Origin of the sequence: Aquisalimonas sp., assembly GCF_007120195.1 — a bacterium.
Classification (GTDB): Bacteria; Pseudomonadota; Gammaproteobacteria; order Nitrococcales; family Aquisalimonadaceae; genus Aquisalimonas.
In genome coordinates, this window is record NZ_SKOG01000284.1 from 1 (window position 1) to 14,608 (window position 14,608).

The 14,608-nt window shown below is 65.3% G+C and carries 13 protein-coding genes; 1 reads left to right on the top strand and 12 read right to left on the bottom strand.

Going from position 1 to position 14,608, the window contains the following annotated elements; translation table 11 throughout:
• From QZT63_RS19585 to QZT63_RS19635, 11 genes are all read right to left on the bottom strand, one after another.
• Nucleotides 1-1,103, bottom strand: a 1,103-nt coding sequence (locus tag QZT63_RS19585; protein ID WP_290653687.1) for an O-succinylhomoserine sulfhydrylase, incomplete at its 3' end; no start/stop codon positions are given.
• 356 nt (nucleotides 1,104-1,459) lie between these two features.
• Complete coding sequence (gene purF, locus QZT63_RS19590; protein WP_290653689.1) at nucleotides 1,460-2,971, bottom strand: amidophosphoribosyltransferase; 1,512 nt, start codon at nucleotides 2,969-2,971, stop codon at nucleotides 1,460-1,462.
• A gap of 86 nt (nucleotides 2,972-3,057) precedes the next feature.
• Entirely contained in the window at nucleotides 3,058-3,630 is a 573-nt protein-coding gene (locus QZT63_RS19595; RefSeq protein ID WP_290653691.1) for a CvpA family protein, read from the bottom strand.
• A 112-nt stretch (nucleotides 3,631-3,742) separates the two neighbouring features.
• On the bottom strand, nucleotides 3,743-4,330 hold the full coding sequence (locus QZT63_RS19600) for an SPOR domain-containing protein (protein ID WP_290653693.1): 588 nt from the start codon (nucleotides 4,328-4,330) through the stop codon (nucleotides 3,743-3,745).
• A gap of 69 nt (nucleotides 4,331-4,399) precedes the next feature.
• A complete protein-coding gene (locus QZT63_RS19605) occupies nucleotides 4,400-5,671 on the bottom strand; it encodes a folylpolyglutamate synthase/dihydrofolate synthase family protein (RefSeq protein ID WP_290653695.1) in 1,272 nt (423 codons plus the stop codon).
• Nucleotides 5,672-5,677: 6 nt separating this feature from the next.
• Nucleotides 5,678-6,592 carry an acetyl-CoA carboxylase, carboxyltransferase subunit beta gene (accD, locus tag QZT63_RS19610; RefSeq protein ID WP_290653698.1) on the bottom strand — a complete coding sequence of 305 codons (915 nt, stop codon included), beginning with the start codon at nucleotides 6,590-6,592 and terminating at the stop codon, nucleotides 5,678-5,680.
• A 63-nt stretch (nucleotides 6,593-6,655) separates the two neighbouring features.
• Nucleotides 6,656-7,480: a tryptophan synthase subunit alpha gene (trpA, locus tag QZT63_RS19615; RefSeq protein ID WP_290653700.1), complete on the bottom strand. Its 825-nt coding sequence runs from the start codon at nucleotides 7,478-7,480 to the stop codon at nucleotides 6,656-6,658.
• Nucleotides 7,477-8,688 carry a tryptophan synthase subunit beta gene (trpB, locus tag QZT63_RS19620; RefSeq protein WP_290653710.1) on the bottom strand — a complete coding sequence of 404 codons (1,212 nt, stop codon included), beginning with the start codon at nucleotides 8,686-8,688 and terminating at the stop codon, nucleotides 7,477-7,479. Before trpB ends, trpA begins: the two co-directional genes overlap by 4 nt.
• Complete coding sequence (locus tag QZT63_RS19625; RefSeq protein WP_290653702.1) at nucleotides 8,672-9,319, bottom strand: phosphoribosylanthranilate isomerase; 648 nt, start codon at nucleotides 9,317-9,319, stop codon at nucleotides 8,672-8,674. The genes trpB and QZT63_RS19625 overlap by 17 nt, the downstream gene beginning before the upstream one ends.
• A gap of 50 nt (nucleotides 9,320-9,369) precedes the next feature.
• Complete coding sequence (gene truA, locus QZT63_RS19630) at nucleotides 9,370-10,149, bottom strand: tRNA pseudouridine(38-40) synthase TruA (RefSeq protein ID WP_366637642.1); 780 nt, start codon at nucleotides 10,147-10,149, stop codon at nucleotides 9,370-9,372.
• Nucleotides 10,150-10,541: 392 nt separating this feature from the next.
• Nucleotides 10,542-13,247 carry a FimV/HubP family polar landmark protein gene (locus QZT63_RS19635; RefSeq protein ID WP_290653706.1) on the bottom strand — a complete coding sequence of 902 codons (2,706 nt, stop codon included), beginning with the start codon at nucleotides 13,245-13,247 and terminating at the stop codon, nucleotides 10,542-10,544.
• Between the two features lie 432 nt (nucleotides 13,248-13,679).
• On the opposite strand from QZT63_RS19635, the gene QZT63_RS19640 reads away from it, so the two are divergent.
• Nucleotides 13,680-14,066: a CBS domain-containing protein gene (locus QZT63_RS19640; protein WP_290653712.1), complete on the top strand. Its 387-nt coding sequence runs from the start codon at nucleotides 13,680-13,682 to the stop codon at nucleotides 14,064-14,066.
• Nucleotides 14,067-14,152: 86 nt separating this feature from the next.
• On the opposite strand, the gene QZT63_RS19645 is transcribed toward QZT63_RS19640, so the two are convergent.
• The coding region (locus tag QZT63_RS19645) for a phospholipase D-like domain-containing protein (protein WP_290653708.1) at nucleotides 14,153-14,608 on the bottom strand (456 nt) is incomplete at its 5' end.

Below are 14,608 nucleotides of genomic sequence, written 5' to 3' on the forward strand. Positions count from 1 at the left end.
GTGATCCCCGACGCGTCGCGTTCTTCCTGCGTGATGCGTCCGTGCGTGGTGCTCGCCGGATGCGTAATCGTGCTCTTGGCGTCACCCAGATTCGCGGTAATGGAGATCATCGCGGTATGGTCCACCACGGCCCAAGCCATCTCGCGGCCACCGTTCACCTCGAACGACAGGATACCGCCGTAGCCAAGCTGTTGACGACTGGCCAGCTCGTGCTGGGGATGTGAGATCAGGCCAGGGTAATTGACGCGCGCCACGCGCGGGTGATGCTGCAGCCAGTCGGCGAGCGCCTGGGCGTTCTCGCAGTGGGCGCGCATGCGCAACCGCAGCGTCTCCAGCCCCTTGATAAACACCCAGGCATTGAACGGGCTCAAGGTCGGCCCCGTGGTCCGCAACATGCCAAAGACGTCTTCGCCTACCCGCTTGGCATCACCCACCACCGCGCCGCCAACACAACGCCCCTGGCCGTCCAAGTACTTGGTGGCGGAGTGGATGATGAGGTCGGCCCCCAGCTCCAACGGGCGCTGCAGGGCGGGCGTACAGAAACAGTTATCCACCACCATCAAGCAGTCGCGACTGTGGGCGAGCTCCGCCAGCCAGGCAATGTCCACCACCTCCGTGAGGGGGTTGGAGGGCGTCTCGAGGAACACCAGGCGCGTCTCGGGCCGTAGGGCCCGCTCCCAGGCTGCATAGTCCGTCGGGCCAACGAACGTGGTCTCCACGCCAAACTTGGGCAGGACTTTTGTGAGCAGCGACGTGGTCGTGCCGAAAACACCTCGCGAACAGGCGATGTGATCGCCGGATTGCAGCAGCGCCATGCACATGGCGTTGATGGCCGCCATGCCGGAGCTGGTTGCCACACAGGCTTCCCCGCCCTCCAGGCGGGCCAGGCGCTGCTCGAATGTGCGCACGGTCGGATTCGTGAACCGGGAATAGATATTACCGGGCTCTTCACCAGCGAAGCGCGCCGCGGCCTGGGCGGCATTGTCAAAGGTAAAACTGGACGACAAGAACAGCGGCTCGGACTGCTCCTGCTCGCCCGTGCGGACTTGCCCGGCACGCACAGCGGCGGTGTCGAACCCCGTTGGCTTGTGCTCCTGCGCCATGCCAGATTCCTCGTCGTCATTGCCGGGTCATGGCCGAGGGGGTATTCAGCGGCATATCGCCCCCGCGACCTTCCGGCCTTTCGCGCAAACCAGGGCGCGATCTGCCAGCGGCGGACGATCGGATGCAGGCGGGAACCGGGACGATCCCGGAGCAAGAAAGCAGAACTCCCTCGCTTTAGCGGCATTTTTTGAAGGCGTCACCGGCATGCAACCCCATGCCACCGGCTAACCTCCGGCGCCCGCAAGCTGAATCGGTCAAATCAGCGCCTCTGTGAGACTCTATGGCACCCTTGGGGGGATGTCAAACGGCCAGCCGCGGCGGCTGGTTATCGCCGGTGCGGTCCTGAGCGCTGTGTTCAATCCGGCTCACTGTGCAGATCGATCAGGGCATCGGCGCTGTGGCGCGTCGCCTTGGCAGCGTCGTTACGCTGCTCGTCCAGGGCGTCCAGATAGGCCTTGGTCACATCCCCGGTCACGTATTCGCCGTCGAAGCACGACGCATCGAAGCCCCGTAACCGCCGGTTGCCTTGCTGGACGGCCTGCACCAGGTCGTCGAGATCCTGGTAGACCAGTCTGTCGGCACCGATCAGCCGGGCGACATCGTCCTCACTGCGACCGTGCGCAATGAGCTCCCCGGCCGAGGGCATGTCGATGCCATAGACGTTGGGATACCTCACCGGCGGCGCGGCGGAGGCAAAGTAGACCTTGCGGGCGCCCTCTTCCCGGGCCATCTCAATGATCTGACCACAGGTGGTGCCACGGACGATGGAATCATCCACCAGCATCACGTTCTTGCCCTTGAACTCCAGGCCGATCGGATTGAGCTTCTGGCGAACCGATTTCTGCCGCTGCATCTGGCCCGGCATGATAAACGTGCGGCCAATGTAGCGGTTCTTGATGAAACCCTCTCGGTACTTCACGCCCAGGTGCTGCGCCATCTCGAGTCCGGATGTGCGGCTGGTGTCGGGGACCGGGATGACCACATCGATATCGTGATCGGGCCACACGCGCTCGATCTTGGCCGCCAATCGCTGGCCCATACGCAACCGCGCTTTGTAAACGGCCACATTGTCGATAATCGAATCGGGCCGCGCGAGGTAGACGTATTCGAACAGGCATGGGCGATTCATCGGCGCAACTGCGCACTGGCGGGTATACAGGTGTCCGTCGAGGGTTACGAAGATGGCCTCGCCTGGATCCAATTCGCGGATGAGACGAAAGCCCAGCGTATCCATGGCCACGCTCTCGGAGGCCACCAGGTACTCCGGGCCTTCGGGTGTGTCGCGTTGGCCGAAGCATACTGGCCGAATGCCGTGGGGGTCGCGAAAGGCGAGCATGCCGTAACCGTTGATCATGGCGACGGCGGCATAGCCACCCTTACAGCGCCGGTAGACCCCGGCGACGGCAGCGAAGATTTCGTCCTCGCTGATGCGCAGCTTACCCGGGCTGGCGAGCTCGTGGGCAAAGACGTTCAGCAGGATCTCGGAGTCGGACCCGGTGTTGATATGGCGCAGGTCCTCGAGAAAGAGCTCGCGCTTGAGCTCCTCGGCGTTGATAAGGTTGCCGTTATGGGCCAAGCTGATGCCGTAGGGCGAGTTTACGTAGAAGGGCTGCGCCTCCGCATTGCTGGCACAGCCGGCGGTCGGATAGCGCACGTGGCCGATTCCGATGTGGCCGCGCAGCTGGATCATGTGTTCGGTGCGGAAGACGTCCCGGACCAGTCCGTTGCGCTTGCGCAGATAAAGCCGGCCATCCTCCCAGGTCATAATCCCGGCCGCATCCTGGCCGCGATGTTGAAGCACCGTCAGGCCGTCATAAATGGCCTGATTCACCGGCCCCTGTGCCACCATTCCGATAATCCCGCACATGAGCGATGGAACCTCCTGCAACCGTCATTGCGCTGGACCAGACGAGGGCCCCGGTAACACACCCACCGCACGCGCAAGCCGGGTCGCTACGCATCGGGCGCTTCCGGATCCTCACAAAATTCGCGCCAGTACTCGGGTGCAGGGCGCCCTTCCAGCTCTGGATCATCGGCGAGTGGCGCATAAACGGTCATGCCGTCGAGCCATTCACTGACCCCGATCTCGCACACCCAGGGCTGGAACTGCTGCACCAGGACCGACTCCTGCCACCAGGGCTCCCGCGGCAGCGCCGTCAGGCCAGCGGCCAGGACCAGAACAGCCACCACCACCACACCACGGGCCAGCCCGAAAATAACGCCGATGTATCGATCCGTGCCGGTGAGGCCGGTGCGCCCGACGAACTGCCCCGCCACGTAGTTGATCAGCGCACCAACGATCAGCGTCAGCACGAAGAGCACGACGAAACCCGCGCCGAGCTGAATCGTGGGAGAAGGGATATAGTCGGCGAAATAGACGGCAACCTCGCTCGCATAACGGATTCCAATCCAGAACGCGGCGATCCACACGACCAGGGAGATGACTTCGCGAACGAAGCCCCTGATCAGGCTGATCAGGGCAGACAGTGCAATGACGGCGAGGACGGCGAAATCAAGCCAGTTCATGGGCAAAGGTCAGCGCCGAGGCAGCACAGGGATCGCAATGGTAGCAAAGCGCCGGAGCGGGAGAAAGCCACTCGGAGTCACCCGCCCTGCCAGCCAGCGCCTCGGCGACCGCTCACGGATGCGAGACCACCAGCCCATCCACGTCAGCCTCGCTGGCGAGGCGCTCGAGCAACTCCTCGGCCTCGCCGCGCTCCACCACAGGACCCACCCGCAGCCGATACAGCGGTTGATCCCCCTCGCGTTCAATGCGGTCCACATAAGCGGAAAAGTCCTGCTCGCGCAGGCGGTCCCGCAAACCGAGCGCGTTATCCTCGTTACCGAAACTGCCCACCTGAACGGAGTAGGAAGCGAGTTCCTCGTCCTCGCCTGCTGCCTCCTCCGGGGCCTCGGCGACACCGTCTTCCTCGTCGGGCAGCATATCGGGGTCCGGCGACGGGGCGGGGCCCGGGGGTGCCTGCGCAGCATCAGCGTCGTCATCCTCGGGCAATGGCACGGCCTCCAGGCCTGGCGACGGCTCGGCCTCCGCAGCTGCGGACTCCGATTCCGGTCCCTGCTCCACCTCCGGCCGCGGTGGAATCTCCACGGACAGGTCGGTTGTCCCACGATCCACGGGCCCCTGCAGAAGCATGGGTACGAAAATAACGGCGAGCGCGACCACGACGACCGCGCCAACCAGCCGCTGTTTGTGGTGCTGTTGCAATGGAGTTCCTCCCCGCGCAGGTCCAGTAAGCGTCACGCGAACGTCGGCAGGTGCCGCCTGCTCCGGCGTTCAGGCGGACGCCATGCCCGTCACATGCATCATTTCCTCGACGGTGCGAAAGGAGCCGAATACCAGAACCCGGTCGCCCGCCTGCACGGTGGCCTGCAGCTGCCCGTGCAACGCCTGCGGGTCGCCGACGGCGACGACATCCTCACCACGGCGCTGCAACTCCTCTGCAACATCCCGGGCGGGGCGCGCGTCCTGATCCGGTAGTACCAGGGGCCACCAGGCGTCCACGTGACCCGTCATGGCATCGAGCACCGGCTCGAGATCCTTTCGTGCCATGATGCCAAATACTGCATGACACCGCCCGGCAGCGGGACGGCGCTCCACCTCGGCGGCCAGCACCGCGACGGCATCCGCGTTATGCGCCACGTCGAACAGCCACTCTACCGCGCCCGGGCGCTCGTGCAAACGCCCGGCCAGGCGCACCTGCTGCAGGCCCGCGCGCACGGCCCCGTCGGACACGGGTAGCGACGCCGACAGGGTATCCAGCACAGCAAGCACCCCGGCCGCATTTTGATACTGCATCGCGCCGGGAAGACCGGGCGGGGGTAAATCCTCGCGGGCGCGATCGCCCGCAACCCATTGCCAGCCGCCGTCGGCGTGCACCTGCCAGTCGTAATCCTCATGGGCGACGCGCAGCGGCACATCGAGGGTCGCGGCGATACTGCGAATCGTCCCGGGGATGGCCTCTCCGGCGAACACGGCGGGACGCCCGGCGCGAAGTATTCCGGCCTTTTCACGGCCGATGCCATCGTGTTCGCGGCCCAGCCACTCGGCGTGATCCAGACCGATACTGGTGATGAGCGCCGCGTCGGCATCCATCATGTTGACCGCGTCGAGCCGCCCCCCTAGCCCCACCTCCAGCAGGACCACGCCGACACCGTATTCACGGAACAGCCACAGGGCCGCCAGGGTACCAAACTCAAAGTAACTGAGGCTGATCCCGCCGCGCGCCTGGTCGATGGCGTCAAACGCAGCCATGATGCTGTCGTCCGTTGCATCCTGGCTATTGAGGCGGATGCGCTCGTTGTAGCGCAGCAGGTGCGGGGAGGTATAGGCGCCGGTGCTGTAACCCGCAGCACGGAGCATGGCCTCGAGCAGGGCCACGGAAGACCCCTTACCATTGGTGCCGCCCACGGTGATGATGGGCACTGCGGCGGGTCGCAGGCGCAGCAAATCGGCCACCTGCCCGACCCGCTCCAACCCCGGGTCGATGAGACGGGGGTGCAGCCCCGCCTGCCACTCAAGCCACTGATCCAGTGTTGTAAAACGCACGGGCCGTCACCCAGCGGGTAGTTCCGCCGTTTCGCTCTCAAGCCAGCGAACGTCGGGCGCGGGCTGATGCGTGAGTATGGCAAAGAGCCGGGCAATGGTATCGCGCATTTCGCGGCGATCCACAATCATATCGATCGCCCCATGCTCGAGCAGAAACTCAGCACGCTGGAATCCCTCCGGGAGCGTCTCGCGTACCGTCTGCTCGATGACACGCGGGCCGGCAAACCCAATCAGCGCACCGGGTTCGGCGATATTGATATCGCCCAGCATGGCCAGGCTCGCGGACACGCCACCCATGGTGGGATCCGTGAGCACGGAGATGTAGGGTACGCCCTCTTCCCGTAGCCGCCCGAGTGCGGCGCTGGTCTTGGCCATCTGCATCAGCGAGAACAGCGCCTCCTGCATGCGTGCGCCACCGCTGGCGCTGAAGCACACCAGGGGTATGCGCTCTTCCAACGCAATGTTGGCCGCGCGCACAAAACGCTCACCCACCACCGAGCCCATGGACCCGCCCATAAACTCAAACTCAAACGCACAGGCCACCACGGGGTGCCCCTTGAGTTCACCCTGGTAGGCGACGAGGGCATCGCCTTCACCGGTGGCCTTCTGCGCCTGGAGCAGGCGATCCTTGTATTTTTTGCCGTCCTTAAAGCGCAGGACATCCACCGGCTTCACGTCGGCGCCGATTTCAGTGCCGCCATTGCGGTCGAGAAACGCCTGCAGCCGCGTCCGCGCGCCGATGCGCATATGATGGGCGCATTTCGGGCAGACCTCGCCATTGCGTTCCACTTCAGGACGGTAGAGCACCGCATTGCACGCGGGGCATTTCGTCCACAGCCCTTCGGGCACACTACGGTTGCGCGCCTTCTCCGTGGCATCGGTGCGAATCCGTGACGGCATGAGTTTCTGGAACCAGCTCATGGTGTCGGCGTCCTGTTCATTGTCTGCCCTTTCCAACCACGGGGAAGTCCCTCGCTGACGGTGTTACTCAACGCTCGCCGGGGCGTCGGCATCCATCGCCTGGCGCATCTCCGCGACCAGGGCGGTCACGGCCTCCTGGGCCGCGTCCAGATCCTCCTGATTCGCCTCGATACGGCGCACCAGCGCACTGCCCACAACAACGGCGTCGGCGACGGCTGCCATACGAGCCGCCGTGGCCGCGTCGCTAATCCCGAAGCCGACACCCACAGGCAGGCCGGTCATGCCGTGCAGCCGCGCCACACGCGCCCCCACCGCATCCACATCCAGGTTGGCTGCACCGGTCACCCCCTTGAGTGACACGTAGTAGATAAAGCCGCCCGCCTTGGCGCAAATCGCCTGCATGCGCTCTTCCGTGGTGGTCGGGGAGACCAGGAAGACCGAATCCAATGCGGCAGCGGCAAGGCTCGCGGCCAACTCGCCCATTTCCTCCGGTGGCATGTCCACGGTAAGCACGCCATCGACGCCGGAATCCCGCGCACGCGTGGCAAACTCGGCATAACCCATCAATTCCACGGGATTCATGTATCCCATCAGGACCACAGGGGTATCCGGATCATCCTCGCGGAACCGTTGCACCATGGTGAGTACATCACGGAGGCTCACATTGTGCCGCAGGGCCCGCTCGCACGCCTGCTGGATGACAGGGCCGTCACCGATGGGATCGGAAAATGGCACGCCCAGCTCAACCACATCCGCACCAGCCGCCACCAGCCCGTGCATGAGGCGAACGGTCAGATCCGGGTGCGGATCACCCGCCGTGATAAACGGAATCAGGGCAGTGCGCCCCCGCCCACGGAGTTGGCGAAAACGCTCGGCAAGACGGCTCACAGTTCGATTCCCTCGCGTTCGGCCACAGTCTGGATGTCCTTATCGCCACGGCCGGACAGATTCACGACAATGGTTTTCCCGGGCCCCAGTTCCACAGCGAGTTTTCCGGCATACGCGAGCCCATGGGCCGTTTCCAGGGCGGGAATAATGCCCTCGGTGCGCGTGAGCTCATGGAATGCGCGCAGTGCCTCGTCATCGGTCACCGAGGTGTAGACGGCACGCTGGATATCCTTGAGCCAGGAATGCTCGGGACCGACCCCGGGGTAGTCCAGCCCGGCGGACACCGAGTGCGTACCGATAATCTGACCATCATCGTTTTCCATCAAGTAGGTGCGGTTGCCGTGCAGCACCCCTGGGCGCCCGGCACACAGCGGCGCCGCGTGCTGGCCGCTGGCGATACCGTAACCCCCGGCTTCGACTCCGTACAGCGCCACGTCCGCATCCGCGAGGAACGGATGGAAGAGCCCGATGGCGTTGGAACCGCCACCGACGCAAGCGACGAGGGCATCCGGCAGACGGCCCTCAACGTCCAGCATCTGCTGCCGGGTCTCGCGGCCGATGATGGACTGAAAGTCCCGCACCATCATGGGATAAGGGTGCGGCCCGGCCACGGTACCAATGATGTAGAAGGTGTCGTCGACGTTGGCCACCCAGTCCCGCATGGCCTCGTTGAGCGCATCTTTGAGGGTGCGGGATCCTGAATTCACCGGCACCACTTTGGCGCCGAGCAGGCGCATGCGAAAGACGTTGGGCGACTGGCGCTGTATGTCCTCGGCGCCCATGTAAACCACGCACTCGAGACCAAGTCGCGCGGCCACGGTGGCGCTGGCGACGCCATGCTGGCCCGCCCCCGTCTCAGCAATAACCCGGGTCTTGCCCATGCGCTTGGCCAATAGGGCCTGGCCAATGGTGTTATTGATCTTGTGGGCGCCCGTGTGATTGAGATCTTCGCGCTTGAGGTAAATACGGGCGCCGCCAAGTTTCCGCGTCCAGCGCTCGGCCCGATACAGCGGCGAGGGACGGCCCACGAAGTCACGACAATCCGACTGAAACTCGGCGACAAACTCGGGATCATCGCGGTAGCGGGCGTAGGCATCCTGCAGTTCGCGCAGGGGCGCCATCAACGTCTCCGGCACGAACTGCCCACCATACCGGCCAAAATGACCGCGCTCATCCGGAAACCGGGCGAAATCAACTGGCTGCTGCATTGCCTCGGACGTCTTGGACACCTTGGACCTCGCTAATAAAGCTTGCCAGACGCCGGGCGTCCTTCACGCCCGGCGCGGACTCGACGCCACTGCTCACATCGACCGCCCAGGGCCGCACCTGACGGATGGCGGTGGCGACGTTACCCGCATGCAATCCGCCCGCGAGAATGATCCAACGGCTCGTCGCCTCGGGGACGGTCGTCCAGTCAAAGACAGCGCCCCCGCCACCTTGTTCCCCCGCACCGTGTCCATCGAGCACGAACCCACTCGCCTTGGGATGCTCCCGCATCAGTGCCACCGGATCCCGCGTATCCCGCATGGGAACGACCTTGATGTAGCGCCGTCCGAAATCCTCGCAATAGGCCGCAGGCTCGCGGCCGTGAAACTGCAGCAGATCCACCGCCACCGCATCAAGGACGCCGCGCACGCGCTCTGCGGGAGCATCCAGGAACAACGCGGTCACGGTCACAAACGGGGGCACCGCATCCCGAATGGCGCGGGCGGTGGCCACATCCACCGCGCGGGGGCTGGCATCATGAAACACGAGCCCGATGGCATCCGCTCCGAGCGAGGCGGCTTCAATGGCATCCTCGGGGCGCGTCAGACCACAGATTTTCACACGCGTACGCACGCGCCACCTCGGGTCGGCGAAAGCACGTGATGGTAACCCGCCCACACAAGTCAGGCAAAGCGCGGCGGCGGTGGCGGCACGGGCAAATCGAAATGCGCCGGATAGTCCACGGCCACCATGTAGAGGCCGCCCGCCGGCGCGGTGAAGCCACCGACCGTGCGATCCCGGGCGGCGAGCACCTCGGCGACCCAGTGCGGATCGCGATCGCCCGCACCGACGGCCATCAGTGTTCCCGCAATATTGCGCACCATATGGTGAAGAAAGGCGTTGGCGCTGACATCGAGGTAAAGAAAATCGCCCTGCCGGTGGAGTTCCGCACGCGTCACCTCCCGCCAGGCATGGCGCGACTGGCAGCCGACCGCCCGAAACGAGCTGAAATCCTGCTCCCCCAGCAGATGAGGCGCGGCGGCCTGCATGCGCCGGATATCCAGCGGCTTCCGGGCCCAGGCTACCCGCCCATTGAGCCAGGCCGGGCGCACCGGGCGGTTGAGAATCACGTAACGGTAATGTCGCTGCAGCGCGCTACGGCGTGCGTCAAATTGCGCCGGGACCTCGCGGGCCCAGGTCAAGGCGATGTCATCGGGCAGGTGCGTGGTGCCACCGAGGCACCAGCCACGCGTGGGCCGTCTGGCGCTGGTGTCAAAATGAATCACTTGCCCAAGGCCGTGGACACCGGCGTCGGTACGCCCGGCACAGACAACCCGGACGCGCTCATCGGCGACACGGGACAGCGCCCCCTCGACCAGGGTCTGAATCGATTGCGTATGCCGCTGCTCCTGCCAGCCTGCATAGCCGGTGCCCGCGTACTCCACACCCATGGCGATGCGCATCGGCATGACTCCATTTACAACCGTGTCGCTGGTTTCGCCGGAATGTATCCCACTCCGCCCGCTGACGGCCATGCATCAAGCCGGATCAGATACCCCGGGCAGACCCGGTGCATCAGCCACTGCCAGCGGTGGAGGCGGGACAGGCGCGGAACCAGAGGTGACACCCACACGGTCTGCCCCGGGGAATACGGGAGTGCCGGGTGTCAGCCAAGCATAGTGCGTCGAGATCGTGATGAGTAGCCAGCGCAGGCGCAACAGTCCTGGCCCATGGCGCGACCGGGGGTCGGTAACCGCCCACAGCGCAGGAGCAGCGCAGCAAGCTGGAGCAGCCAGGCGACCACGTCGGGCGGAGAAAACAGCCAGGCACAGGCGAGCCCCGGCAGCGGGCTACCTCAGCGCGCTTGCTCATACAGTGACCGCGCCTCGGTCTTGTGCTGTTCGGAACCCTCTTGCAGGACCTCGTCCAACAAGGCGCGCGCGCCTTCGCTGTCGCCCATATCCAGATACGCCCGGGCGAGATCCAGCTTAGTCGAGGTCTCGTCGCCGGTATCAAACAAGTCGTCATTGTCGTCCTCAGATGACGGCTCATCACCGGAGGCCGCCCGAATCGCCTCATCGATCTCCAGGGACAGCGCCTCGTCCTCACCGAGATCGCTCGGCGGGATGCCCCCTTCACTCGACCCGTCGTCGCGACTGTCGGGATCGCCGGCATGACTGGGGAGTGCGTCACTGAGCCCTGCGTCAGCGGCCGCCGTGTCGGCGCCGCCATGCGAATGGTCCAGGTGCCATGCGAGTCCAGCGTCGCCGTCGCCGTCCTCGTCTGCGGCATTGGCACCTGCGCCCACCTCCGGCACTGAGGGTGCCGCAGGCTCGGAGCCTTCCCAGCTCTCGAAATCGAGGCTCAGCTCATCCGCCCCTGGCGCATCGGTGGCCTCCGCCGGTGGCAGGGTCTCGGTAGGTTGTGGCGGTTCGGAGGATTCATCCCGCGCGGGCGAGCTCTCGGAGTCTGGTGCCCCTAGATCATCGAGATCGAAATCGAGGCTGAAGGCGTCGCCGTCCGCAGGTTCGCTCTCGAGCGCAGCCGGTGCGGCCTCCCGGTCTTGCCCGGGTGTCTCGAGCGGCTGTTCCGCGGAGGACGGCTCGGGCACTTCGTCGAGGCTGAATTCGAGATCGCTGAAATCATCCTCATCCCTTTCCTGCACCGGGGCTACCGGTTCATCGCCTTGCTCGTCGAGTTCAATGTCCAGTGGCGGCTCCGGTTCCGGCGTCGTCAATGTCGACCCGGCGGCCTCGGTCAGTTCGGTCGTTGGCGCGGCTGTCGCCCCGGCGCCGTCCGCGGCAAACAGGGGATTATCGGGCGCGATAGCCCGCCCCATGTCAACGACCTGCTTCCAGACGGGGTCGTGCTCACCGTCCACCAAGGTATAGAGTTCCTGTGCACCAGCCTCGAATGCGGCGCGAGCATTGGTGTGCCCGTAGACTTCCAATTGCTTGAGCCGCAGGTCCTTGCGCTCCGGCGCCGCGGTCACGGCTGTCGCCAACAGTTCGCGCGCCTGGTCGTAATGACCATAGGCCAGGTAGACGTCGATCTCTTCCAGCGGGTCGCCGTTGCCGCCGCGTGCCGGCGCACCTTCGACCTCGTTGGCCTTGGACTCGGTTGGTGCCGCACGCGCCGGGGCCTGGCCGGCGTTGCCCTCGCCGTCGGCGGCCGCGGGCACCGGCACAGCAATCCCAGTAGCGGCGGCATCCATGACCCCGGCACGGCGACGCCGAACCATCAGCAGCAGCAACACGAGCAACGCCGTGATGCCTGCACCGCCGAGTCCCATAAGCCGGGTGTCGTCCCATGGCGCCTGCAGCTGGGTTGCGGCGGGTTCGTCGACGGCCAGGTCTGCATCGACCGGCGCATCGTCTTGCGGCGCGGCCTGCTCTTCGCTGGGGGCTTCGGCGAGGGAGCTGTCCACCGCCAGCGGTTCCTCCGTCATTCCCGGAATGGCATCCGTCACCTGAATGTCGATCGTCCTCTCCAGCGCCTCAACCCGGCCGAGCAGCTCGCCGATCTGCTGTTGTAGGTCCTCATTCTCCGAACGCAGCGACGCTTTTTCTTCGCGTTGCGCGGCGAGCTCGGCCTGAAGCCGGGAGACGTTCTCCGCTGTGGCCGCCAGGTCGTCATCCATGAGCGAGGCGGTGGCATCATCCCCAGAGGTCTCGCCAGCTGCGACGACTTCCAGGCGGGCGGAATTGATTTCGGGTTCCGCGTCCACCTCCGCCAATTGCGGATCGTCCTCAGGCGCCGGGTCCAGCGCCCGTCCGGCCCGCCAGGCATCCATGTGAGCGGCAAACTCACGCCGCGCGTCACGCGCCGAGCGGGACGTGGCTTGCTCACGATCCGGCACGCGCAAAACGGCGCCGGCGCGCAGGTTGTTCACGTTGCCGTTGGCAAACGCCGCGGGGTTCGCCTCCCACAGCGCCATCATCATCTGATGGACAGAGACCGCATCGTCCGGGCGGACCTCATCCGCGACTTCCCAGAGGGTATCGTTGCGCGCGACTTCGACTTCGCGCGGCACGCGCCCTTCGGTGAGCGCATCGAAATAGCCCGCATCCTCCGGCGTTGTGCGGGCGGAGGCCTCACGTTCGCGAGCCGGGTCACCGGCGTCGCGACCGTCGGCGGCTGTCGGTACGGTCTTTTCCTCGCGGGCATGGAGCGGAGGATCGAGCAACACCGTGTATTCACGGATCAGTCGCCCGCCGGACCAGTTCAGCTCCACCAGAAAGGCAAGAAAAGGCTCGCGAACAGGGTCGGAGGTGCGGATGGCCACATAGGGCTCCGGCACTGCTTCGGTGACCACCTCGAACTGCAGGCGCGAGAGCATGAACGGGCGCTCAAGCCCAGCCCGTTGAAACGTCTCCGGTGAAGCCAGCGCTGCACGCAGGCTCTCAACTTCCTGCGCGTCCGCCGACTCCAGGGGAATCCGTGCCTCCAGCGGCTGATTCAGCGAGGATTCCGTTGCAATGGGGCCAACCCCCAATGCCGCCGAGAGAGAGGGTATAAAGGCGCTGGTCAGCGCTGCGATTCGAGCCAGTCTGCGTGCCATGGCATTCCCTTATCAATTGGCCGAGCGGCAAATAGTTGCCCGACGGAGCCGTCAGCCCAGGCATTGTGACTCCCATCCTTGAGGACGTTCTGTGTGACCGTTCCCATTCTGCGAGACCGGGTTGACGGTCGAGTTCCGGGTCACGTAGCGCCCAAGCGCCGTGCGCCTGCGGGCGAGACAACGCCCGCGCCAGGCCGAGCCACTCAGTCTCCTCATGACTGCTGAGCCGAGACGACTTCCCACGCCAACCATTGCGCATCGGCACACTGCCCATGGCAATCGCGGCTGGACCCGCGTCCGGTAAGGCCGGTATCGCAAGGCCTTTGGCAGCGACTGGCCCGCGGTGCGCAATCTCCATGTGGAGGCGACAATCAGCTCTGCGCGCGAAACGCCTATCCGAGCGCAACCCTTCCGCTACTCGCGTCGATCAGCATCGCCGTCTCTGAGGAAACGCCCATTGCCGACATCGCGCGCCAGCTCGAGGAAAAGCGCATCAAGCGTGTGCCCGTGGTGCGGAACGGGCATCTCGTCGGCGTCGTCAGCCGTGCCGATATCCTGCGCGCCCTGGCAACTAGAGACGCCCCGGAGGCCACCTCTTCCACCGACGACCGGGCGCTTCGCGAAAAGGTCATTGCGGAAATCGACCAGACCGGCACCAACGCCCACGTCAACCCGATCGTGGAGAACGGGGTGGTGCACCTGTGGGGAGTGGTGGACTCCGACAGTGATCGCCGTGCCGTGTGCCTCGCAGCCGAGCGCATGCCGGGCGTAAAGGCGGTCGAAGACCATCTCGGGAGGCGCCCGCCTTACGGAGCCTGACGCGAACTCCCGGGGCGTCGTCACCTCGGCGTCGACTCCTCTTACCTGGATTGGTGGAGAACACCGTCGAGTCCACCTGAGCCGCCTCAGAACGTCGACAGGCCACTCGCCTCCATGAACCGATATCGCCAGTAGCGCAGCCGGCTGTCATCGGCATACTCGGCGTACGGCAGGCTGTAGAGGCGATCCGGCCGGTTGTTCCAGCGGCGGTCGAAGAAATCAGCAGCCTCGCGCATGACGCGCGCCTCGCGGGATGCCCGGACCCGGACGCTGGTCTCCAGATTCAGGTCATTCAGGTTGCGCCGGGTGAAATTGGCCGAGCCGGCGATGAGCTCACCCGTACCGTCGGCCACGCGGTACTGAACGAACTTGCTGTGGCACTGCTCGCCCTGCGTCGTGCACCAACGAACCGGAATTCCGGCCTCGGTGAGCTCGCGGGCAACGGGCTGGTTCGGCACGCCGTCCTTCTCCTGGCCGAACGCGGCCTGGTTCGGGTCGAGCAACACCCGCACTTCCACCCCGCGCCGATGCGCCTGCAGCAA